Annotated in this window: 16 protein-coding genes; 8 read left to right on the top strand and 8 right to left on the bottom strand. The window is 53.6% G+C overall.

What is annotated here, in order from left to right; translation table 11 throughout:
- Positions 1 to 202 precede the first annotated feature (202 nt).
- The 7 genes from N7326_RS06710 (at position 203) to N7326_RS06680 (ending at position 13,375) form a co-directional block, all read left to right on the top strand.
- The gene (locus N7326_RS06710) at positions 203 to 1,219 is read left to right on the top strand and encodes an alpha/beta hydrolase (protein ID WP_259078575.1); all 1,017 of its coding nucleotides are present in this window, start codon (positions 203 to 205) and stop codon (positions 1,217 to 1,219) included.
- A 303-nt stretch (positions 1,220 to 1,522) separates the two neighbouring features.
- Positions 1,523 to 3,451 carry an alpha/beta hydrolase-fold protein gene (locus tag N7326_RS06705; RefSeq protein WP_259078576.1) on the top strand — a complete coding sequence of 643 codons (1,929 nt, stop codon included), beginning with the start codon at positions 1,523 to 1,525 and terminating at the stop codon, positions 3,449 to 3,451.
- Positions 3,451 to 3,948: a DUF732 domain-containing protein gene (locus N7326_RS06700; RefSeq protein WP_259158472.1), complete on the top strand. Its 498-nt coding sequence runs from the start codon at positions 3,451 to 3,453 to the stop codon at positions 3,946 to 3,948. Before N7326_RS06705 ends, N7326_RS06700 begins: the two co-directional genes overlap by 1 nt.
- An 18-nt stretch (positions 3,949 to 3,966) precedes the next feature.
- Positions 3,967 to 4,875 carry a cutinase family protein gene (locus N7326_RS06695; RefSeq protein WP_263088333.1) on the top strand — a complete coding sequence of 303 codons (909 nt, stop codon included), beginning with the start codon at positions 3,967 to 3,969 and terminating at the stop codon, positions 4,873 to 4,875.
- Between the two features lie 143 nt (positions 4,876 to 5,018).
- Positions 5,019 to 6,863 carry a FadD32-like long-chain-fatty-acid--AMP ligase gene (locus N7326_RS06690; protein WP_263088332.1) on the top strand — a complete coding sequence of 615 codons (1,845 nt, stop codon included), beginning with the start codon at positions 5,019 to 5,021 and terminating at the stop codon, positions 6,861 to 6,863.
- Positions 6,864 to 7,068: 205 nt separating this feature from the next.
- Positions 7,069 to 11,799 (top strand): polyketide synthase Pks13, encoded by a 4,731-nt coding sequence (gene pks13, locus N7326_RS06685; protein WP_263088350.1) that lies wholly within the window; start codon positions 7,069 to 7,071, stop codon positions 11,797 to 11,799.
- 22 nt (positions 11,800 to 11,821) lie between these two features.
- Positions 11,822 to 13,375 (top strand): acyl-CoA carboxylase subunit beta, encoded by a 1,554-nt coding sequence (locus tag N7326_RS06680; protein ID WP_259078582.1) that lies wholly within the window; start codon positions 11,822 to 11,824, stop codon positions 13,373 to 13,375.
- Positions 13,376 to 13,385: 10 nt separating this feature from the next.
- Here N7326_RS06680 and N7326_RS06675 read toward each other — a convergent pair whose 3' ends face one another.
- Positions 13,386 to 15,098 carry a glycerol-3-phosphate dehydrogenase/oxidase gene (locus tag N7326_RS06675; protein ID WP_259078585.1) on the bottom strand — a complete coding sequence of 571 codons (1,713 nt, stop codon included), beginning with the start codon at positions 15,096 to 15,098 and terminating at the stop codon, positions 13,386 to 13,388.
- Positions 15,099 to 15,203: 105 nt separating this feature from the next.
- Between N7326_RS06675 and N7326_RS06670 the strand changes: the two genes are divergently transcribed.
- The gene (locus tag N7326_RS06670; protein WP_259078587.1) at positions 15,204 to 16,163 is read left to right on the top strand and encodes a sugar-binding transcriptional regulator; all 960 of its coding nucleotides are present in this window, start codon (positions 15,204 to 15,206) and stop codon (positions 16,161 to 16,163) included.
- Here N7326_RS06670 and N7326_RS06665 read toward each other — a convergent pair.
- From N7326_RS06665 to N7326_RS06635, 7 genes are all read right to left on the bottom strand, one after another.
- Positions 16,150 to 16,773 (bottom strand): Fic/DOC family protein, encoded by a 624-nt coding sequence (locus N7326_RS06665; RefSeq protein WP_259078588.1) that lies wholly within the window; start codon positions 16,771 to 16,773, stop codon positions 16,150 to 16,152. The genes N7326_RS06670 and N7326_RS06665 overlap by 14 nt on opposite strands.
- Entirely contained in the window at positions 16,766 to 16,957 is a 192-nt protein-coding gene (locus N7326_RS06660; RefSeq protein ID WP_259078590.1) for an antitoxin VbhA family protein, read from the bottom strand. The genes N7326_RS06665 and N7326_RS06660 overlap by 8 nt, the downstream gene beginning before the upstream one ends.
- Before the next feature lie 79 nt (positions 16,958 to 17,036).
- Positions 17,037 to 19,532 carry an aminopeptidase N gene (gene pepN / locus N7326_RS06655; RefSeq protein WP_263088331.1) on the bottom strand — a complete coding sequence of 832 codons (2,496 nt, stop codon included), beginning with the start codon at positions 19,530 to 19,532 and terminating at the stop codon, positions 17,037 to 17,039.
- Between the two features lie 266 nt (positions 19,533 to 19,798).
- Positions 19,799 to 19,978, bottom strand: coding sequence for a hypothetical protein (locus tag N7326_RS06650; RefSeq protein ID WP_259289511.1), 180 nt, complete (start codon positions 19,976 to 19,978; stop codon positions 19,799 to 19,801).
- 720 nt (positions 19,979 to 20,698) lie between these two features.
- On the bottom strand, positions 20,699 to 21,046 hold the full coding sequence (locus N7326_RS06645) for a DUF3054 domain-containing protein (protein ID WP_259078596.1): 348 nt from the start codon (positions 21,044 to 21,046) through the stop codon (positions 20,699 to 20,701).
- A 9-nt stretch (positions 21,047 to 21,055) separates the two neighbouring features.
- The gene (locus N7326_RS06640; protein ID WP_263088349.1) at positions 21,056 to 22,045 is read right to left on the bottom strand and encodes a lysylphosphatidylglycerol synthase transmembrane domain-containing protein; all 990 of its coding nucleotides are present in this window, start codon (positions 22,043 to 22,045) and stop codon (positions 21,056 to 21,058) included.
- 43 nt (positions 22,046 to 22,088) lie between these two features.
- Complete coding sequence (locus N7326_RS06635; protein WP_263088330.1) at positions 22,089 to 24,347, bottom strand: MMPL family transporter; 2,259 nt, start codon at positions 24,345 to 24,347, stop codon at positions 22,089 to 22,091.
- Between the last annotated feature and the right edge of the window lie 7 nt (positions 24,348 to 24,354).

Raw genomic sequence — 24,354 nt, 5'->3', positions numbered from 1 at the left:
CCCAACATAAACCAAGGTGGGGGTGGCCTTTGCTGCGTGAAGGGCAGGAAAACTACCCGTGCTTTACCAATCTGTTATAAAGTCTTTGCTGTAGCGTGTCGTGCCTATAATAAGCGCTAAATATAGTAGGTGCCTTTGTATTCCGTCATGAGGCGGGTACCATGATGTCGCGCCAAGGTATAGGAATTGGACAAGGAGAAGCATGAAGGTTTTCGCCCAAGCTCTACGAAAGGCTCAAGCCACAGTGACAGCAGTGGTCACCGCTGGTGCCCTTATGGTCGCTGGACAGGGAGTGGCGGAGGCTGCCAATCGTGACTGGCTGCGCGCTGATGCCACCGGGACTTGCGAATGGGACCAAGTAGGAAACTGGGTACAGCGCTGTGATGTGTGGTCACCCGCTAATAACCGAACCATTACTGTTCAGATCCAGCCTGCACAACGTGGGGGCAATGCTGGTCTCTACCTTCTTGATGGCGCCCGTGCGAGTGAACGAGCTAGTGCATGGACGACCTCAGCTAATGCTCCTGCCACATATGCGCCACATAATATCACCCTCGTCATGCCCGTCGGTGGCGCTGGATCTTTTTATATGGACTGGTTGGGGCCAGCCTTCTACAACGGACAAGGCTACCACTTCAAGTGGGAAACATTCCTTACTCAAGAGCTTCCCGTTTACCTTGAGCAAAATTTTGGCGTCGCGCGCAATAATAACGCAATTGCAGGTCTCTCCATGGGCGGCACCGCTGCGCTCAATCTCGCGGCCCGCCACCCCAATCAATTCCGACAGACCTTGAGTTGGTCGGGCTACCCATCCATGACCCTGCCTGGGATGCACTCCCTCCTGCGGTTGGCACTCGTTGAATTGGGCGGCTTTAATATCAACGCCATGTACGGTTTCTTCTTTAGCCCAGAACGCTTTTCAAATGACCCGCTGTGGAATATGAGCGGTCTGCGCAATACCGATATCTATATCTCTGCGGCCACCGGATTCTGGTCAGGCTATGACGGCCCAGGGATTAAATTTGGGGACCGGATCGTCGGCTCCGTACTCGAAGGTGTCTCGCTGTACTCCACCTCGGTATGGGAGGTTAAGGCACGTGCTGAGGGCTTGCGTGTAACGGTAGATTATCCGCCGGCAGGTATTCACAGCTGGGAACAATGGATCTCGCAGCTAGAGAAGACGAAGCCGCGAATTCTAGATTATATGAACGCTTGGTAGGAACCATTCCGCCGTAAGAACAACCCCGTTGCCGCACAGGCCGCGGGGTTTTTTATTGCGGTGCCCTGGTCATGTAACGATGTGAGCGTTGTTAGCTATGTTAAAGGTGAAAACAAAATAAACAGCTGTAAATCGGTGTGTCTCAACCCTAACTCTCAAGTTCAACTTAAACTTGAGCATAGTCTTGTGCCACAGTGGAGCTATACCCCACATATAGCTATACCGTGGGATAGGTGGGAAAAGCAGCAGCGCTTGAGCACCTGGAGTACCTAAAAAAATCGCTAACACAAAAAGGAACCTATTATGCGCGACACCGCATCCCGTTCGACTCGACGTACCCGTTGGATTAGTACGCTCCCTGTAGTCATCGGCCTCGGATTAGTGGGAGTTATCCCCGCCACCACCATGGCCCAATCTTCGGGATCTTCGAATTTCTTTCCCGGCCTCACGGATTACCTCGATCCAAACTCCCAGGAACGCACCCCCATACGCGTGGATGAAAACCCCAATATCCAGGGCCTACCCGCCGGAGTTGAAGTTGAGCGCGTGAACTGGATTAGCGATCGCCGTATACAACTGTATATCCGCTCCGCCGTGATGCCAGGTGCGCCAGTGAAAGTTCAAATCCTGTTAGCGCGCGATTGGCACTCGAATCCCACGCGTACCTTCCCTGAAGTATGGGCCCTCGACGGTTTGCGCGCCACAGATATTGAGAATGGCTGGACCTCCGAGACTAATATCGAACAGCTCTTTGCCGATAAGAATGTCAACGTTATTCTGCCAATCGGTGGCGAGTCTTCGTTCTACTCGGACTGGCAGCGTGAAAATAACGGCAAGCACTATATGTGGGAGTCCTTCCTCACCCAAGAGCTCGTACCCATCCTGCGTAATGGCTACCGCTCCAATGAGGAGCGCGCGATCTTCGGCCTTTCTATGGGCGGCACCGCCGCTATTAACCTAGCTGAACGCCACCCTCAGCTCTTTAAATTCGTTGGCTCGTTCTCTGGTTACCTCGATATGACCAGCGTTGGTATGCCAGCTGCCGTCAAGGCTGCCCTTCAAGACGGTGGCGGCTACGATGCGGAGGCTATGTGGGGCCCTGAAGGTTCTCAAGATTGGATTGATCACGATCCGAAACTCGGTATTGAATCCCTTAAAGGCAAAACCGTATATGTATCAGCCGGCTCTGGTCGCGATGATTTCGGTGAGCCAGATTCCGTAGCCAAGCATGGGGCCAATTCCGCTGGAATTGGTCTGGAAGTAATCTCCCGGATGACCACCCAGACCTTCGTCGACTACGCTAAGCGTGCGCAGGTTGAGGTCATTTCCGTCTTCCGCCCCACCGGCGTACATGCTTGGCCGTACTGGCAGTACGAACTGGGACAAGCATGGCCGCATATGGCAAAAGCGTTGAATATCTCCAAGGAAGACCGCGGCGCTGATTGCACCGCTATCGGCGCCATTGCTGAAGCCACACGCTCTGGAATAATTGGTAACTGCGTCAACAACGAATACGATGTACCCGGTGGTAAGGCTGAAGACTTCACTAGGGGTCGTGCCTACTGGTCTCCGGAGCATGGAGCCTTCGCTCTCTATGGCCGTATCGGTGCTCTCTATACCGAAATGGGCGGTCCCGCTAGCTGGTTGGGCTTCCCCTTAAGCACCGAGCGTGAATTGGTACGGGGTGGCCGCTACGTAGCTTTCGAGCATGGCAATATCTACTGGACTCCAGCACTGGGTGCCGTGGCCGTGCCTAAGGATATTGTGGATAAGTGGGGTGAGTTGCAGTGGGAAAATGGCACACTCGGGTACCCAGTTTCTGCAGCTGAGAAGATCGGCGACGGCTTCGTGCAGCAGTTTGAAGGTGGCTATGTAGTCCGTACTCCCGATAACAAAAATTTCCATGTTCGAGGAGCGATCGCTGCGAAGTACCGAGCCATCAATACCGCGACCAGCAATCTGGGATTCCCTACAACGGATGAAATCGCCATCAATGGTGGTGCCTTCCAACGCTTCGAGCGGGGCAATATTTACTGGTCACCTGCAACTGATGCACACGTGATTAACTACGGTGATATCTTTGACGCATGGGCTAAGAAAAATTGGGAGCAGGGCGAATTTGGCTTCCCAACCCAAGATCATGCCCTAATTCCAGCGGGCGGCGAGATCGTTCACTTCGAACGTGGCACCATTTCTCAAATCAATGGTCTCATCGTTGAGGAGAAGAAATAGTGTATAAGGCTATGCCCTGCGCACTGCTGGTGGCACTGGGATTTTTAGCTGGGTGCTCGAGTTCCAGTGTCACTGAGGAGCCCACTGAGATGACCGTAGCGCCGCTCACTCGGGCCGCCCAAATGTCGAAAACGCCTAGTGCATCTGCACGCGCAGAACCGAGCACGAGCATCGATCTCAGCGTTCCACCTTTGAAGAACCCGCCCGCGCGTTCGGCTGGTGATCAGGCCGCCCGAGAAGTCAGTGACGTGCCCACCCCAGGGCTATCCCTGACTGAACAAGATCGGGAATTTCTCAAAGCTTTGGAATTAGCGGGGATCACGGTCACAGGTGCAGAGAATCAAATGATCGGCGTTGCGCAGGTCGTTTGTGCCAATAACTTTGCTGCCGCTACCCCTGCTGTGGCCGGTCAGCTCATCGAGCAAGGCCGCTCCACCCTGGCGGTGGAGCAGATAACTACGGTTATTGAGCAGGCAGCACGCCAGAGTTATTGCTAAATCTAGATTGAAGGCAGTATGAAAAAGTTTTTCACCGCGGTAGTAGCACTCATTGTTATTGGGATTATTATCGCGGGGGTCGTGGGTTGGCTGCGTAGCACCGATAATATTCCAGGTGCACCAGATTCGAATCAAGCGGGTCCAACGCAACCTGAATGGTGCCCACGGGTGGAGGTCATCGCAGCTCCGGGGACGTGGGAATCTGCGAGCGTCGATGATCCCCTTAACCCGATGGCCAACCCCAATTCTTTGATGCTGACCATTACTAATCCTCTCAAGCAGCGCTACCCTCATGGGGATATAAAGATATGGACCTTGCCGTATACTGCGCAGTTTCGCAATATCAACGCCCAACAGGAAATGAGCTACGACGATTCTCGCAATGAGGGGATGGCCACCCTTAAGCGAGAAATCAATGAGACACACCGCGAATGTCCGCTGACAGAATTTATTCTCACTGGCTTTTCTCAAGGCGCTGTGATTATGGGTGATCTTGCCAATGAAATTGGAGTGCATGAAACTCCTATTCCCTCCCACGTGGTCAGGGGTGTCGCCCTGATCGCTGATGGTCGCCGACAGCCGGGTGTGGGCCAGGCTGTGGGCATACCCGTGGGTGGGGTAGGGGCCGAGATTTCGCTGGCACCGTTGAATCTAGTAGTTCAACCCATTGTTCCTGGCGCAACCATGCGTGGCCCGCGCACCGGCGGCTTCGGAGTTCTTAATGATCGGGTCTTTGATATTTGTGCTCCTGATGACACTATCTGCGATGCTCCGCAGAATGTGAGCGATGCTTTCGGCCGCGCTTTTGATCTCATTGAAGCCAATGGTATTCATGCTCAATACGCCACGAATCCGAATGTCGTTCCAGGCACCACCGCACCGAGCTGGGTTGTGGAATGGGCTAGTGATTTGATTAATCGCGGATAAGCGGCCCTATAGGGTGTAAAATAATTTTTTTCGCAAAAGTAATAATCTTCTGGTTAGTACCGATTAACTAAGGGACACTGCCTCGTGGGTTCTTGCACTAGAGGGTGAAGCTTCGCGCGACAGCACTGATATGAAGGAGAATAATGGATCTTAATAAAGTAATTGGCCAATTTTTCAACGAGAAGCACGAGATTACCTTACCGCCGGAGATTACCCTCGCAGGGATGTGCGAGATGATGTTCCAGACGGAAAAAATGGCTGGAACTACCGATCGCATCGTGCTGAAATTTTGGGATTACTCTGAACGTCGTGACGGGCAGCTCAAGGAATACAGTCGCGCGGAGGTCAATACTCGGATTAAGGCCGTTGCCGCTCGCTTGCAGCAGGTGGGCTCCATCGGTGATCGCGTGATGATCCTTGCTAATAACTCTCCAGAGTATTTATTTTCCATGCTAGGGGCCATGTACGCTGGAATGGTTCCCATTCCGCTTTATGATCCCAATGAGCCAGGTCACGCTGAACATCTTGCGGCCGTTATCGGCGATTCACAACCGTCTGCGGTACTAACTAATAAGGCATCTGCTCGCTCCGTGCGGGCATTCTTCGCTGATCGTCCAGGCCATGAGCGCCCCCGCATTCTACTCGTTGATGCTGTGCCCGATAGTTTGGCGGCCAGTTTTAGCAATCCGCTTACCTCCCCTGAGGCTGCGCGCATGCTTGCCACCCTACAAAAAGCTCCGGTCGATTTGCCCGCCTTTTTGCAATATACCTCGGGCTCTACACGCACTCCAGCTGGTGTTATGCTCACCAATCGCTCGATCCTGACCAATGTGTTGCAAATTTTTACCGCGGCTCAGCTTAAAACCCCTCTGACCTTAGTCTCTTGGTTGCCGTTGCACCATGATATGGGCATCATTCTGGCAACATTTGTCACCATTCTAGGACTCGATTTTGAGTTAATGGCGCCGCGTGATTTCATTCAGCAGCCTTCACGTTGGGTCCAGCTCCTTGATAAACGGGAGTCGGGTACCCATATCTACACCGTTGTCCCCAACTTCGCTCTTGAATTGGCGGCCCGTTTTGCCAAGCCTGAAGCTGGACACGAGCTCGATCTTTCTACAGTTGATGGACTAATCGTGGGTTCGGAGCCAGTAACTGAGAAGGCAGTGGAAACCTTCCTTCAAACTTTCGAGGAATACGGGCTGAAAAAGTCAGCGCTGCGCCCTTCATACGGACTGGCGGAAGCGTCGCTTTTGGTTACCACCCCGCAAACGGAAAGTCGACCACTGATTAGCCACTTTGATCGCGATAAGCTGGCTCAGGGTCTCGCCGAGATCGTGGAGCGCAGTGATCGGTCCGTCGCCTTCACGTCCAGTGGGCAGGCGGTGCGCCCGCAGTACCTCACGATTGTTGATCCTGAGACCCGTGCCGAGCTCGGAGATTCCCATATAGGTGAACTATGGTGCCATGGCGATAATATGGCTGCCGGCTATCTTGATCGCCCCGAAGAAACCATGGCGACCTTCCGCAATACCTTAGGTCAGCGCCTTGTTGAGGGATCTCGGGTTGTCGGGGCGCCTGATGATGATCGATGGATGGCTACTGGGGACCTCGCCACCATTATCAACGGCGAAGTCTATATCACCGGCCGACTCAAGGATCTCATCATCGTCGCAGGCAGGAATCACTATCCTCAAGATATTGAATATACCGTTGAGCATGCCAGCTCTCAGGTGCGCCCTACCGCAGTTGCCGCATTCGCCACTACAGGTGAGGATGTAGAAAAGCTCATTATTCTCGCCGAGCGAGATCTCGATGCCGATCCTGCGCATGACGCCCACGCTATTGCGGCTATTAGACAAGCTGTAACCGATGCTCACGGAGTAGTTCCGGCGGATATTCAGATCCTGAATCCAGATGAAATTGCGCGCTCGTCTGCCGGTAAGATTGCCCGCCGGGTGAATAAAAAGCGCTACGAGAATTCCTAAATCCTCCGCAGTTTCCTCAAGACCCCACGATGATGGGTAGTGATCGTGGGGTCTTGAGGTGTGAAACAGCTATTAAACAATATGCGATATAAAATAGAGCGATTGGGCGCTGTCCTAAGGTGGCGTCCCAGTGTGAGCGAAAAGACGAGACAAAGGGTAGATTTTGACTAATCAACATGGTGCTGACGGTACGATTAGTGAACCGATGAGCGTGGACAAACTCAGCGTTTGGTTGCGTGATTGGATTATGCGCACGACGGGGTTACCTGAAGAGGAGATCTCTGATACCCAATCGATGCAATCCTTCGGATTGTCCTCGCGCGATGTGGTCATTCTCTCCGGCGAGCTAGAAAATCTTCTCGATGTACCACTTGATGCAACCATCGCTTATGAATATCCCACGATCTCGGCCCTAGCACAGCGTCTGATCAATGGCCCCCGCACTGACGAGCGCCCCTCCTCTAAGTCCCGAACCACCGCCATTATCCAAGAGCCTGCCACTCACGATATTGCCATTGTGGGATTAGCAGGGCGTTACCCTGGGGCTGAGAATGCGCAGCAGATGTGGGATCTCTTCCTCGAAGGCCGCGACGGAATCGGTCCACTGCCGGTAGGCCGCTGGTCAGAGTACGCGGCTGATAAGCATACTACCGAGCTCATCGAGAATATCGATATGACTGGTGGCTACCTCGACGATATTGCCTCGTTTGACGCTGAATTTTTCGGCCTATCCCCCCTGGAAGCCGCTAATGTTGATCCGCAGCAGCGCATCATCCTAGAGCTGACATGGGAGGCCCTGGAAAACGCTCATATCCCGCCGTCATCGCTCAAAGGCAGCCCAGTGGGCGTGTATATGGGCTCAACAAACAACGATTACGGCATGCTCATTGCTGCCGATCCTGCAGAGGCACACCCCTATGCGCTTACAGGAACCTCGAGTTCGATCATTCCGAACCGCGTATCTTTTGCCTTCGATTTCCGCGGACCTTCTATTAGTACTGATACTGCTTGCTCCTCGTCCTTAGTAGCTATCCATCAGGCTGTGCGCGATCTCCGTGAGGGAGCCTGTGATATGGCGATTGCCGGTGGTGTTAATATTCTGGCGGCGCCTTTTGCCTCTACCGCCTTTGGGCAGCTCGGGGTATTTAGCCCAACAGGCAAGATTCACGCCTTCTCTGATGATGCCGATGGCCTAGTGCGTGCCGATGGCGCTGGCGTTGTGGTGCTCAAGCGAGTAGCCGATGCAATCAAAGATCGTGACAAAATCGTTGCCGTGATTAAGGGCTCCGCCGTGAATTCGGATGGACACTCCAATGGTTTGACCGCCCCCAATCCCGATGCTCAGATAGATGTCTTAGAACGCGCCTATGCTGATGCTGGGATTGATCCCCGGGAGGTGGACTATATTGAAGCCCACGGGACGGGCACGATCTTAGGTGATCCCATTGAAGCCACCGCTATTGGCACCGTTTTAGGTTCTGGGCGCGATCCGCATAACCCGACCCTTTTGGGGTCTGCCAAAACCAATTTTGGCCATACCGAAGCCGCTGCGGGCGCTGCCGGTGTGATCAAGGTGGCGCTGGCAATGGAGCATGATATCCTGCCGCCGTCGCTGAATTTTTCTGCCCCGAACCGCTACGTTGACTTCGAGCGGGAACATCTCGAAGTGGTAGAAGACCCTCGCGAATGGCCTGAGTATTCAGGCCGTAAACTCGCTGGTATTTCCGGCTTCGGCTTTGGCGGAACCAATGCTCATATCGTGGTCTCGTCCTTTGAGGCGAGCGATTATCAACTCAGTGAGAGTCCGCGGGAACCAGAACTCCTTGGCGCCCCAGCGCTACTGCCGGTGTCGGGTTTATTACCGTCGCGGCGTCGGCAAGCGGCAGCCTCGGTTAGGGACTATCTGCAACAGCATCCCAAAACCGATCTCATAAAGTTCGCACGCTCCCTAGCAGGTCGCAATCATGGTCGCTCCCGCGCCGTGGTGAGCGCTCGTACATATGATGAGGCGATCAAGCGGCTGGGTGTGGTTGCTGACGGCAAGATCACCCAGCATGTGTGTGCTCAAGATGCCCCCGATACCCAGGGTCCCGTTTTCATCTACTCGGGCTTTGGGTCCCAGCACCGCAAGATGGCCAAAGACCTAATGGCAATCGCACCTTCATTTAAAGCGCGCTTAGCGGAATTAGACGAGGTGGTGCGTTTTGAATCAGGCTGGTCGATTCTCGATATTGTCGCCGACGATTCCCAAACCTACGATACCGAAACCGCCCAGGTTGCGATTACGGCCATCCAGATCGCTCTCACCGACTATCTGAGCGCACTCGGTGCCCGCCCGCGCGCTGTGGTGGGGATGTCGATGGGTGAAATCGCTGCCGCCTATGCCTGTGGCGGCTTGAGCGCTAACGATGCCATGCTCATTGCCTGCCATCGTTCGCGGCTCATGGGTGAAGGGGAAAAATCCCTCAGCGAAGAAGACTATGGCGCAATGGCAGTTGTTGATTATAGTGCTGAGGAGATTGCGCAGCTTGGCGCTGAGCATCCTGAGTTCGCGGCAATTGAGCCGGCCGTCTACGCCGCTCCCGGCATGAATACTATTGGCGGGCCGCGAGATGCCGTTATCAAGCTGGTAGATTTGCGCCAAGAGGAAGGGAAATTCGCCCGATTACTCAACGTTAATGCTGCAGGTCACACCAGCGCCGTCGATCCTATCCTGGGGGAACTGGCTGCGGAAATATCAGCGATTAATCCTCGTCCACTCACAATTCCCCTTTTCAGTTCTGTGGAACGCGGAGAGGTCTTTGAAGCAGGTCAGATCGTCCACGACGCTGATTATTTCGTGCGCTGCACTCGGCAACCGGTGTATTTCCAAGCAGCGTGCGAGCAGGCTTTTGCCCACGGACATCGCATGCTGGTTGAGATTTCCCCGCACCCAGTTTCGGCTATCCCACTGATGAATACTGCCTTTAATGTGAATAAGCCAGATGCACAGCTTTTGTTCTGCTTGAAGCGCAAGGAAGATCCAGCGCTCACGCTCAGCGATCTTCTGGCTAAACTGTACGCAGCCGGTGCGCCAATCGATTTCCGTGCGCTGTACGGGGATGGCCCGCTGATACCAGCTCCGGGCATGCCGTGGAAGAAACAACGGTATTGGACCACTGCTCGCCCTGCCTCCTCTGCTGGGGGAAGTTTATTAGGCGAGATGGTTTTCCTCCCTGGAAACCAGTACGCTTATCGAGTACAAGCGGATGCAGTAGCGTCGCCGACTATGGTCATCGACGCAGTGATCTCAGAACTGGCACCCCAGTCAGTGATGACTGCGGCGAGTGAAAAGAAAACACTGCCGCCCTCCGGTGAACTCACCGTGGTTGCCGCCCGTACCTTGGGTGGACTGGCGATCACTCTATATGAAGTCGCTGGTGACTCTCTGACGGTCTTAGTGGAAGCCTTTGCTGCGGAGCAGGGAGAAACAGCACACCTTGATGGCCCCGCCTTGGCTACGTCCTCGGGGGAGAGTCTGCCTGAAATGGCCCATGCTGATCTCCGCTGGGACCCAACAAGTAGCGAGACCGTTGAAGATCGCATGCGCGTTATTGTCAGTGAAGCAATGGGCTACGATGTGGAAGATTTGCCCAAAGAATTACCGCTGATAGACTTGGGCCTCGATTCACTGATGGGAATGCGGATTAAAAATCGCATTGAATATGATTTTAATATCCCCGAGCTGCAGGTCCAGGCGCTTCGCGATGCCTCCGTTGCTGATGCGGTGGCCTTGGTCGAAGAATTAGTCAGTGGACGCGAAAGAGAATCTGCCCCCGTACAGGTCAACCCTGAACCACAAGGTGGCGACCGCGGCGTAGGCGTAGCCCCGCGTGATGCGTCCGAGCGTCTCGTCTTCGCCACGTGGGCGAGTGTTGTCGGTCAAGCTGCAACGGGTGTGACCAATGCGTTGCCAACAATTACTTCTGAGCAAGCTAATCAGATCGCAGAGCGGTTGAGAGAACGATCTGGGGCAAAGATGAGCGCTGCCGATATACTGGCGGCGGATAATCTTGAAACCATTGCCAATATGGTGCGCGATAGCTTTGAAACGGACGTCGAGGGCAATATCCGAGTATTGCGGGCGCGACCTGAAGGTTCGCTCAAGCCCGCTGTCTTTATGTTCCACCCAGCGGGTGGCTCATCAGTGGTTTATCAACCTCTAATGCGCCGCCTGCCTGAGGATATTCCCGTGTACGGAGTAGAGCGACTTGAAGGGTCCTTGGAGGAGCGCGCCGCTGCCTACCTTGATGAGATTAAGCGGTACTCCGATGGTCTGCCCATTATCCTCGGTGGTTGGAGCTTCGGTGGCGCGATAGCTTATGAGGTTGCACACCAGCTGGAGGGAAGCGATATAGAGATCGCAACGATCGCCCTTTTAGATACAGTGCAGCCAGCACATCCAGTTCCGGACAACAAAGAAGAGACCAAGAAGCGTTGGCAGCGCTACCAAGCATTTGCCAAGAAGACCTATGGCTTGGACTTCCCCGTGCCTTTTGACCTTTTAGAGAGCGCTGGTGAAGATGCCCTCCTTGCTATGATGGCGGAATTCTTGAGCACTACTGACGCCTCTGAGCATGGACTATCTGCGGGAGTCTTGGAGCACCAGCGGGCTTCCTTTGTTGATAATCGCATTCTGGACAAGCTTGATATGACCAGATGGGCTGATGTTGAGGTGCCGGTGATTCTCTTCCGCGCAGAGCGGATGCACGAGGGAGCTATTGAATTAGAGCCAGCGTATAAAGATATTGCCTATGATGGCGGCTGGTCAGCAATTGTAAACGATCTAGAAATCGTGCAATTGCAGGGAGATCACCTAGCGGTTGTTGATGAACCCGAGATTGCTAAAGTTGGATTAGCGCTATCGCAACGGATTGCGCATATCTCCCAGAGCTAGCCACAATGTAAACGAGGAACGGATGAGTCTGGACACCACCGCGGGAAAACTCGCAGACCTGAAAGAGCGCCTAGCCCAAGCCCAAGATCCTGGCAGTGAGCGGGCACGATTAAAGCGTGATGAGGCGCACCGAACAACGCCCAGGCAGCGCATTAATCGGTTGCTCGATGAGGGCTCATTCGTAGAAATCGGTGCGCTCGGTCGCACCCCAGATGATAACGATGCCATCTACTCTGATGGCGTCGTCACTGGATATGGCCGCATTGATGGGCGCCCCGTGGCAGTGTACGCCCACGATAAAACCGTATACGGAGGCTCGGTAGGCGTAACATTTGGCCGCAAAGTCTGCGAGGTTATGGATATGGCCATCAAAATTGGCTGCCCAGTTATCGGTATTCAGGATTCTGGTGGCGCTCGTATTCAAGATGCGGTGACCTCTTTGGCTATGTACTCCGAGATTGCGCGCCGGCAATTGCCGCTGTCAGGGCGCAGCCCGCAGATCTCGATCATGATGGGTAAATCCGCCGGTGGAGCGGTCTATGCACCGGTGACCACGGATTTTGTGATCGCCGTCGATGGGGAAGCCGAAATGTATGTCACCGGCCCCGCAGTGATCAAGGAGGTCACGGGAGAAGTGATTACCTCTGCTGAATTGGGAAGTGCCAGGCAGCAGGAGTTAAACGGTAATGTCTCATATGTGGCCATCGATGAGGAAGATGCCTTTGGTTATGTGCACGATCTTCTTGAACGCTTGCCGCTGACCACCCATGACCCGGCGCCGATATTCCAGGCCCCCCAGGATGCAGATATTAGCGAGGATATTCGGCTTGACTCCTTTATTCCCGACGATGTCAATGCTGGCTATGATATGCACGATTTGCTGACCCAGCTTTTCGACGACGATAATATCCAGGAAATTCAGCCTAATTTCGCCCCAAATCTCATTACTGCTTTTGCCCGCGTGGATGGACGTTCTGTAGGTGTGATTGCCAATCAGCCGCTCGAATTTGCCGGCTGTATTGATGCTGATGCTGCCGATAAGGGTGCACGATTTATCCGCATCTGCGATGCCTATAATATTCCGTTGGTCTTTGTGGTGGATACTCCAGGCTATCTACCTGGCGTAGAGCAGGAGGAGGTGGGTCTGATTCACCGTGGCGCAAAGCTCGCTTTTGCGCTCGTGGAGGCAACTGTTCCTAAAGTTACGCTTATTGTGCGCAAAGCCTACGGCGGAGCTTATGCGGTTATGGGTTCTAAGAATCTCACCGGCGATATTAATCTCGCCTGGCCAACTGCCCAAATTGCGGTGATGGGGGCTGCTGCTGCAGTTGTGATGATCCAAGGTAAACAGCTTGATGCCATTAGTGATCAGTCTCAACGACAGTATATGAAGCAAGTTTTCATGGACTTTTATAATGAGAATATGACCAGTCCTTATGTGGCTGCAGAGCGCGGCTATATCGATGCTCTGATAGAGCCGCGCCATTCTCGCCTCGCCATCAGAAAAGCCCTGCGACAATTAGAAACCAAGCGCGAATTCGATTTGCCAAAGAAGCACACTATCGCGCCTATGTAGGAGGAGTGGCCTAGCTCAGCATCGGTGCCACGGATTCTACTTGAGCGCGAATCTCTTGGGCTTCGTGCTCACCAGAAATATCTTCGGCGCGCGCTTCGGCCTCGCAGCGCTGCTGATAGGAGTCAATTTCGTGTTGTTTACGTTCCTCATCCCAGCCGAGGTAGACCGCAGCTAAATCGGCGATTTCAGGGACTGCGGCAAGACCGCGATCCTTCTTCTCATGGTTGAGGCGGGTGCGCAAAACCATAATATCTTCTAGGTGCAGCGCACCTTCATGTGTGCACGCGAAGGCGATCTCCGCGCGTAAATATTCCGGTGCTGCGCCGAGCTCGTGGCCTAAGGTTTCTTCTTCTTTGATGGATTCGAGCAGGGTAAAGATATCGGAGCCGTAGCGGTCGAGAAGATCCTCGATATGGTCCACGCTGAGCTGGTATTCCGCCGCTAATTCTTCGCGGCGGTTCCACAGCGCATGATAGCCATCTGCGCCAATCAGGGGAGTGAGCTGAGTGCGGGAGGGCATCTGCTTAGCCTTATTGGTGCCGAGGGCAAAATCGACGGCATCTTCTGCCATGACGCGGTAAGTTGTCAGTTTGCCGCCAGCGATAACGGTGAGGCCAGGGGCAGCCTCGGTGACGGTATGCTCCCTCGAGATCTTTGTGGACTTGGTCTTATCCCCATCGGCGGTACCTGGTTGCAAAAGGGGCCTCAGACCTGCCCACGTTCCAATAATATCGTCGTGGGTGAGATCGGATGTGAGCACCGCATTGGCGTGATCGAGGATATAGTCAATATCCTCTTTATTGGCCACGGGGTTGACAAAATCTTCGTGGTATTTGGTATCGGTGGTTCCAATAACCCAGTAGCGCTTCCACGGAATAATAAACAGTACTGATTTTTCCGTGCGCAAGAAAAGACCTGTCTTTCCTTTGATACGGTCTTTTGGAATCACGATATGGATCCCCTTAGAGGCGAGGACTTTCAGACCGCCGCTGGTATCGGCAAGGGCTTGGGTTTGCTCTGTCCACACACCAGTGGCATTGATAATATTCTTGGCCTTAATGGTGTATTCTTTCCCAGTCTCGAGGTCGCGTACGACAGCGCCCGTGACCCGAGAACCTTCTTTTTCCAGATTGACAACCTGGGTGCGGTTAGCGGTATAGGCCCCGTAGCGAGCTGCGGTACGAATGAGGGTGATCACGAGGCGGGCGTCATCGACACGCGCATCATAGAAGCGAATGGCTCCGGTAATCTGATCTTCTTTGATATCGGGGAAGAGTGAGAGCGCACCAGACTTGGAATAATGCTTTTGGATAGGTACGGAGCCTTTGTGGGCGATTTGAGCCATGGCATCATAAAGGCCGACGCCGATGGCGGAATAGGAACGCTCAATGACTGGCATTTTGAGTGGCCACAAAAACGGTTGCGCTTTGACAAGGTGTGGCGCCAGGCTGCTGAGCAGGAGTCCGCGTTCGCGTAGAGCCTCGGCGACGAGGAGAAAGTCGAAGTTATAGAGATAGCGTAGTCCGCCGTGGACTAGTTTCGACGAGCGCGATGACGTGCCCTGGGCAAAATCTTGGGCCTCTACAATGCCGACTTTCAGCCCGCGGGTAGCGGCGTCGAGGGCAATGCCGGCGCCGGTGATACCGCCGCCGATGACGAGGATATCGAGTTCGTTGTTAGACATGGCGCGCAGCGAGGCGTCGCGATTGAGAGTGGTGCTCATGAGGTCTCCTTAGTTTGGGTTGTGACCTTAATTATGGCTGAGAAAAACCCAAAATGGGAGATGTTGCACTGAAGTTGCACATATGTGCATGGCATAATGGGAGCCATGAACGAAAGGCTTGACCTCGCGCACAAAGCCGCCGAAATGTACTATCTCAACAACCACACCATGGCCGCCATCGCCCAAAACCTTGGCGTCTCTCGTTCGACTGTATCCAGGCTCATCACCTACGCCCGCGAATCAGGAATCGTCACGATCAGCATTGATTCTCCTATTAAAACCGACATGGTCGAAGCCCTGGAGAAAACCTTTGATATCAAGGCCACGTGCGTGCCCCTGCGTCGCTCACTCAGTCCAGTTGCTAGATTGACCGCGGTAGCCCAGGTGGCCGCCAATAAACTCGCTCACGTGGTCGAGCACGGTGATATCATCGGAATCGCCTGGGGAAATACCACCTATGAGGTCTTAAGAAATATGGCACCCACTCCGCGCGATGATATCACTGTGGTCCAACTCAATGGTGCCACTTCACTAAGACGCCAAAGCTACCTCAACGCCGATACCGTACTTTCACGCGCCGGGGACGTCTTTAATGCCGAAGTAGTGCCACTGCCCGTGCCAGCCTTTTTTGATTATGAAGCCACCAAGGAAGCGATGTGGCGGGAGCGAGCCGTATTATCGGTGATCGATCTGATTAAAAACGCCGACCTCGCTGTCTTTGGTATCGGCGCTTTTAATGCCACCCTGCCCTCGCTCGTATATTCCGGGGATTACCTCGAAGAGTCGGATATCACTTCCCTAACCGCTGATGGAATCGTGGGAGATATTTGTACCGTTTTTATCCGCGAGGATGGTAGCTACCGCGATATTGCAGTCAATCGGCGCGCCTCGGGGCCTACACCGGATGACCTCAAAAGAGTAAAGAGGCGCTTGTGTATTGTTGCTGAGCCTAAGAAAGCCCCTGCGCTTTTAGGTGCCTTACGCGCAGGAGTCATCACCGATCTTATTGTCGACGAAGCCACGGCGCGAGCGGTGCTCGAGCGCGGTGGTACTAGAGCGCGGTAGTGATTTCTCGGTACAGCGCGATAGCCGGCTCAGGGTTGACATCGCCAGTAAAAAAGACCGCCGACGTAGCCAGTAGATGCAGTTCCTTAGAAATCTTGCCCCATCTAATCTCCACCCCATAACGCTGAGCCAGAAATTCCATGGCGAGCCTTAAAGCACGCCCGTTGCCTTCGCGGAACGGATGGGCATAGTCGAGGTGAGCATGAATCGTGGCAAGCTGGTGAACTTTATCATCAAAGCTCAGGCCCTCCCAGCTGTAGGAGGAGGCGAAGGTATCAATATAATCCAGATAGCGCGGGATACTCTCATAACTGAGAAATAGGGTGGGATTATTGGGATTCCAGCTATTATTCTTCATAATATTGACATCGCGCAGCGTACCTGCCCAAGAAAAGCTATCCCGAAAAAGCTCATAATGCACAGCCATAAGCAGTTTGCTCGGACTTAGCTCATGAGGAGGTTGGTGATAGAGTTGCACAGCACGCGCGGCGGTGCAGGCTCTCGTCCACGCCGTGAGAGTATCCAGATCTGTAATACCTGGAAGATTAACGAGGGTCTCAGTGCCTGGATAAAAATAGCCATCCCATTTATCCTGTTCAAGCTTAGACATGCTCAAACCTCGAAGCGATCTCTTGCAGCGCCATCTCGAGAGTGATCTCACCATTGAGTAGGCGCAGGAGCAGATCAACCTGCTCCGCATCTGGTTGGTGGCCTTCGATAATACTGCTTGCTATACGGTTGTCGGCATATGCGCGCTTACTGGGATCCAGCGGCGCTGAGTCGAGAGTGTACATCTGTGCCTCCTTAGGGGTGTGGGGTTGATCCTAGCGGTAAAAACACACCCTAGGAGGCAATGATGTGATAATTGATCCCCTATGAGGGGGTAACGGTGAAACTGTCGCGAGCCCGTTGCGCCCGTAAATTATTGTCCTGGCACTCTAATAAAATACGTTCCAAGGCTCGAGGGATCCCAGCGCGTATATAAGCATCTACCTGCGCATGAGCATGAGGCTGCTCGGGGTAAAGGCCTCGGATGATCACAGTGGCAATCTCGATGGGATTTAACTCCCATATAGTGGTGAGAGCGGCAAAAAATCTCTCCGTATGGTCAACCCCTGAAAGCGGCTGGTTATACGCATCCACGAGCGCCCGAACCTCGTCATTGGAGAATTCTCGAGGATTCACCAGCATTGCAAATAGTTCATCCTTGGTCTTTAACGAAGGCACCGATTTTTCCGCACGCAAGAAATGAGCGCGCCCAGTAAGCGTATTATCACGCTCTAGCTGCGCTGCCCTCAATTCCGCGGTGTCTTCCCCCAGAGCAGTCAGAGCGGTAATGATATCCCACTCCAATTTATTGCCAAGCGTCAGTGGGCCAGTCAAGATTGCGCTCAGCTCCGCGGCGCGCTCGTGTCCTGCCAGTGGAGCAGCCTGTACGAAGGCCTGTAGGAGCACCCGCTGGGCATCGCTGCCGTCGCGGGCGCGATCTGCCTGTGCTTTAAGTCCTGTAGCTAAGGCTATACGTAGATCCTCATCATCAGCTAGATAATGGCGAGCCGCAAAGAGGGCATGAGCGAAGATCTGGCGCATCAGAGCAGGATTCTCCTCCGCGGCAGCGTGAGCGAGAGCAATCTTGATAAAGATCCTCGGATCCAAGAGCGCATCACGGGTCATATTCCACAGCGATGTCCAGATCACGGCGCGCGTGATTTCATCGGAGATAGTGGAGAGAGCTTGTGCGATCGTGTTTACAGAACGCTGGTCAAAGGTGACCTTCGCATAGCTATGATCGCCGTCGTTAATCAGAATGAGATCTGGAGTCTCCAGGCCCACAGCCACGTCTATGGGAGTGAGGCCACCAGAGCGTTGATCGACAATGACGTCGAATGATTTCGTCCGTTCAATCGCCTGTTCGCGCAGCTTAAATAGCGACACCGTCAGGCGGTGTGGGCGAGTGACGTCGGTTCCCTGCTGCTCAATAGCCAAGGAAGTGATGAGGCCCTGATTAGTCTCGAGAACAGGGGAGAGGGTATCGGGGCCAGCACTATGGAGCCACCGTTGGGCCCAGTCGGACAGATCGCGGTCGGAGTGCCGGCCGAGTATAACGATAAGGTCATCGAAGGTGGCGGTACCGAAGGCATACGTGTGGAAATAATCCCTCGCTGCTGCATAGAAATTGTCGCGGCCCACGTAGTGGACAAGCTGCTTGAGTACCGCAGCGCCCTTAGCGTAGGTGATACCATCAAAATTCTGGCGGGCGGCATCTACGTCGGGGATCGTCGCCTTGATCGGGTGTGTGGTGGGAAGTTGATCTTGGGCATAGGCCCAATTCTTCCGCTGCCCCGCAAAATCAGCCCACGCGCTGGTATATGCGGTGGCTGAGACTGAAGCATCAGCCCCCATAAATTCCGCGAAAGATTCCTTCAGCCAGAGATCATCCCACCAGCGTGGGGTTACCAGATCACCGAACCACATATGGCTCATTTCGTGCAGGATGGTATTCGTGCGCGCAGCATGCTCCGCATAAGTCGCTGGATCGCGGAAAATATAGGCCTCGGTGAACGTGACCAACCCCGGATTTTCCATCGCACCCAAATTATATTCCGGTACGAAGATGGAATCGTATTTCCCCCAGGGGTACGGGTAGCCAAAGTGTGCATCAAAGAAATCAAGACCTTGAGAGGTAATGGTGAGGATTTCATCATCGACGAATTCAGCCATGGAGGTACGCGCCCACACACCTAGTTCCACCTGTTGGCCCGTAGGTGAAGTCCACGTTCTATGGCGGGAGATATACTCGCCCGCCGCAAAAGCAGTGAGATACGTAGACAACAGAGGAGTTTCATCGAAATCGTGGCGCTGGCCGTTCCTGCTGATCTCAGGCTGGTTACTAAGCGCCACCCACCCCTGCGGTACCGTCAGCGAAGTGTGAAAATGGGCTTTGAGATCAGGTTGATCAAAGCACGGAAAGATCCGGCGAGCATCAGAAGGCTCCAAATGCGAGTACAAATAGGTGCGATTATCTGCGGGATCAGTAAAACGGTGCAACCCTTGGCCGGTACGAGAATATGACGAATTAGCTGCAATGCTTAAAACAATATCCTGATCTGCTGGAACCGTGAGCGTGATCCGCGCGCCGTCGAAATGAAAAGGCACGGAGTCGCCGTCGACTAAAACGCGTTCCACAGAGTGTCCTACATAATCCAGGAAAATGGCACCGCTCTGCGAGCGCATGGCAATATCGACCTGTACTGGAAAGGTGGCTTCGCTCTGGGCGCCTTCGACGTTGAGGTGAAGTCGGTAGCTATCAATATGGAGATCATTGCTGCGGGATTCAGCGTCTGTAAAACTCAAATTTGCGGTGCTCATAGTGGTCAGTTCAGCACATCACTACGATTGAGTACAAGTTTGTACGCGGTGCTTGGCACGTATATCCCCTGGAGGTTCTAATCGCGGCGCGACACCTCAGGGGGAGAATTCTGAGACTCGTTCCTGCACCTCTTAAAAGCGCCCATCGCCAATGTGCAAGCACATCGATATTATCCCTTTTAAGGCGTACACTAACTTAGCTCATCGTCGCAGAAAGCGGAGATAAGGCCGTTGGCACTAGTGGAATTAGGACGAACTGATAGACATCAATCGATGGTGTTTGGTGGGGATGATGAGATATTTCTATTTCGGAGTTCCTGTGAGATATTCTCAACGTCTTTTTGAATCTTCAGCAGGATTTGGGCCCCTTTAAAGAAGAGAAAAACAATCAGAACAGGGACGAAGAGAGTAGCGCCAATAAGGAGGATCTCCATGAGTCCAATCATATTTCGCATCCTTAGAAAAGATTATCGATGCACGAGTAGCTGACTTTAGGACCGCCGACACGGATTCGGCTGTGGAAGACGCCTTGTGCATCTGGGTGCTGTAGTGATTAATTGTGTTATCCGTCCAAGACGGGGTTACCCTCGGCGATTTCGGCAACTCGCCCACCAAATGGATGGTGAGTGGTCTCAACCTTGATAGCATATACCTGGCCTGGGGGACAAGTGGCAGGAAGTGTTCGAATATACAACCCCCTGTCTTAAGAACGAGAGTCAGTTAAATATTCCGAGGCTAGGTGGTGCCCGCGACTTGCACCCTGTCCTGCCTGAAGTGAGTGGGCCGACGAGGGCTCTAGGCTGATGATAGTGCTGAGATTGGTGTTACGGTCTGTAGGAGTGTCAATCTATCTCTACTTATTTCACCCGTTGCTGCGTGTAGAGCAAGGCTATTAAATTCTAGCCAATTTTCAAGCATCTTGAGAACTCAGTGATGCTTCGAGGCCGACGTCAATAGGTCTGGTGTTCGGGTACTACCAAAAGGGACAGCGCAAAAAACTCCGCAATCTTCTTTGTAGTTATTCGGTCATTAGTTGCACCTTTAGGTACACCAACAGCAAAAATTCCAGTTTTTCACCGAATGTCGTAACCGTTAAACATCATTATTTAAACCAACAGCCTGGACATTTTTCCCAGTTGGATTAGTAAAAGCCCTCCCGAGGAATCCTAGGAGCGGCGAGAAACCCGAGCAGCCACGAGGCGCCACCCCAGCAATAGAAGTCCCGACATAGTGGAGGCCACGGTAATAAATGACCAGTGGGGAAGAGCGTGGTGCCGAGCCGTCCAGATTCCTAGGCCCACCACAACCGTGCTCAGCCAGACAATGACGCCGTTTTTCGGGGTGAATCCATTTTCACGCGTTGCTGCGATGATACCGCCGCCCGTGAGTGCGCCGAGAGCAAAGGGCCACCAGGTACCCAGAACAGCTAGAGGGGCGATACCTCCGTGCGCTAGGCGAGCTAAAAAGGCAAAAGCACCGACGGCAAGGAGGTCATAGGCCAAAAATTTCTTCATGGGCTTATCTTATCTTTCTCGTGCTCGGATACCACCTCGGGCTACGGAGATGAAGTAGATAATCCACCCGATGGCGGTTATGACAGCAAAGGATAAAATTCGGTAGACAAAAACCACTCCGAAAGCACTTGACGCAGTCATACCGACGGCTACGAGGCTCGCAGTCATGGCAGCTTCCACAGGGCCCAGACCAGCCGGGGATAACTGCGCGGTGCCCACAATTTTTGCGGTGACAAAAGCGAGGACTACCCCCATGATTGTGGTGTTATTGGGAACCTGTTCAAAGCTGGGCAGTACACCAGTGACGGCCCAAATGCATATCCACACGGCGATTATTTCAAATAACCAATTTCCTAGCGATAGCAGGGCGATAAAGCTAAAGCGAGGTGCACTCAAATGAACGCTATCGAGCTGTGAGAAATGCTCGTTCATGGTGCGCGTGTACGCACTTAAGTCAATGCGGAGCACTCGGGAAATAACAGCCATAACCGCGCTTAAGATCCGCGATGTTGGTTCGGGGTTATTCGTTGCCCACCACACGAGAGCAGCTAGGGAAATAAATACCGCCGCTGAGCCCAGGAGGGGAGCTAAGGAGAAGCTGGCACCCAGAAACACAATGGATACGAGCCCCAAAGCAATCAGCCATACCGTCGATAGTGCCCCAGAGAGCACGATGAACCATGAACTGATGACCACGGACACTCCCCACGCCCGCGTGTTTCGAAATTGGTAGACCGTTGATATTGCTGCCCCACCTGGAAAAGTGCTCGACCATGAATTGGAAATAAAGGTGAGTGCCATTGTTGCATGCGGGCGTATCTTATTTCCACCGGCATTAAGGAGGTGGCGCATCACTTCCGACATGGCCATAAGACTCAGAATGATAAAGAGGAAAGCGATAAGGAGTCCGCCAGAATTGGCATGAATCATCTCTTGGTAGCCACTAGCTAAGAATGGCATTTTGGAGCGCAACAAAAAAGCCGCGCTCCCCAGGATGATGAGAGGGACGAAAAAGCGGACCCACGGATTTTTTGACAGGGTTTTAGTCTTCCTCTTTGAGTCGCTTCATCAATTCACTAAAAGGTATCCGATCGTCGCCAGCCTCGACAGATCGTCGACCGTGACCTGCTGGCGCAAGGGCCATCGCGGCCGTGTGCTGAGAGGCGGTTGGATGAGAGTGAGTAGTGGACTCATTATGCCCGAGTGCTTGAGAAGCGCGTTTGATAAAACGCGGTGCCCACCAGTTATCTTCTTTGAGCAGGTGCATCACTGCTGGTACTAGGAGCATACGGATTACAGTGGCGTCGAAAAGCAGGGCGAAGATCATGCCGAAAGCAATATATTTCATCATGATGATATCGGAGAAGCCGAAGGCTCCACAGACCACGATCATAATGAGCGCTGCAGCGGTGATGATGCCGCCGGTATGGGCGGTGCCGTATTTGATCGCCTCGTCGGTGCTCATGCCTTTATTACGCGCTTCAACCATGCGTGAGACTAGGAATACTTCGTAGTCGGTACTGAGCCCGTAAACAATTGCCATAATGAGAACGAGCACCGGGCTCATCAGCGGCCCAGGGCTAAAGTGGAACAGAGAGGCGAACAACCCATCGACAAACATCCATGTGAGAATGCCTAAGGTGGCACCCATGCCGAGCAGGGTCATGATGACGGCCTTAGCCGGCAGAATGAGTGAGCCGAAGACGAGCGCCATGAGGAGGAACGTGGCAATCACAATATACAAGGCCATATAGGGCAAGGTGTCAAAAAGAGCCTCGATGGACTCGACTTCTAAAGCGGGAGTTCCACCGATATAGAGATTCACGCCTTCAGGTGCCGTAAGGCCGCGCAGCTCTTCGACCACGCGGGCATTGTCCTCGCGGTCAATAATGCCAGCCGATAGTATAGTGGTGCCATCCTTGGTTGGGGAGGAAGGGCTCAACCGTGACGTAAGTCCACGCAGCTCAGCGGCTTGCTGGTAGACCTGGACGAGCTGCTCATTTGTGGCATTCTCCACGACGAGTTTGATAGGTTCTGTGCGAAATTCCGGAAATTCCTCGTTAAAGAGCGATTGGGCCTTGCGCACGTCATGGGATGGTGGGAGGTAAGTTTCATTGATGCCGCCGAAACTTATTCCCGTCAGCGGCAAGGTGAGCGCCATGAGGCCAGCGACGAGTGCGATGGTTACAAGCCCTGCGCGTTTCATCGCGAGTGCGGGAATGCGGTACCACCACGTGTCTTCAATGGGCCGAGATTTCGCTTTTTTGCGCCGTATCGCCAGGGCGTCGATACGTGTGCCTAGGATGCCGAAAAGGGCAGGCAGCACGGTTACCGAGAGTAGAGCGGCAAGTCCGACGGCGCTCATTGCCCCGTAGGCAACAGATTTGAGGAAGGCTTGGGGGAAGAGAAGGAGCCCTGACAGCGCCACAGCAACCATAGCGGCGGAGAAGACTACTGTTTGCCCCGCGGTGGCGGTGGTGATGCGCACCGCTTCGCGAACGTCGCGGCCTTGATAGAGTTCTTCGCGGAAGCGGGAGACCATAAAGAGGCCGTAGTCGATAGCAAGCCCCAAACCGAGCAAAGTGACGACAGACTGGGCAAAGACATTGACTTCAGTGAGTCCAGCGAGGGCAGAGAGGACGCCCAAGGATCCTAGAATGGACAGTCCGCCCACGATCAGAGGCATGAAGGCAGCCGCCAGAGAGCCAAAGACAACGAGGAGGAGTAGCCCAACCGCGGGTAGCGCATAGACCTCAGCGCGTTTAATATCGCCCGCCATGCCCGCATCCAAAGCATCGGCTACAGCAGTGGCTCCTGCTACCTGGACTTCTACGCCATCAAATTCAGGGGAGAGATCTTGAGCGATCGCACGGAAATCCTTGAGCGTTTGCTCGCCATCGCCCTTTAGGGAAATGGCAGCGAAGGCGGTGGTTCCGTCATCGGATTTTAAGTTAGGATTGCGCTTGTCGAAGAAGCTGATGATAGATTCGATTTCCCCGGAGTGCTGTTGTGGTAGCTGCTCTAAATAGCTCTTGATAGCTGGGAACTGCGATGATTTCTCAATACCCTTGGGATCGGTAAAAAGAAGGATAATATCCCCAGAGTTATCTCGACCAAAGGTTTCTAATTCGATCTGGGCCGCTTTGGTGGATGAAGAATTCGGGTCATCCCAGCCCTCTTGACTCATGCGTTCCGCTAAGCGCACACCGAAGAAGAAATGCAGCAGCAGGATAGCCGAAATGATGATGAGCGGTACGATTTTGCGGTGTCGGTAAGCGAAATCACCCCAGGTGCTAAACATATTCTTC

Source organism: Corynebacterium sp. ES2794-CONJ1, assembly GCF_025660615.1.
Taxonomy (GTDB): Bacteria; Actinomycetota; Actinomycetes; order Mycobacteriales; family Mycobacteriaceae; genus Corynebacterium.
The sequence above is the reverse complement of the archived record's forward strand: the minus strand, read 5'-3'. Positions and strand labels throughout refer to the sequence as shown.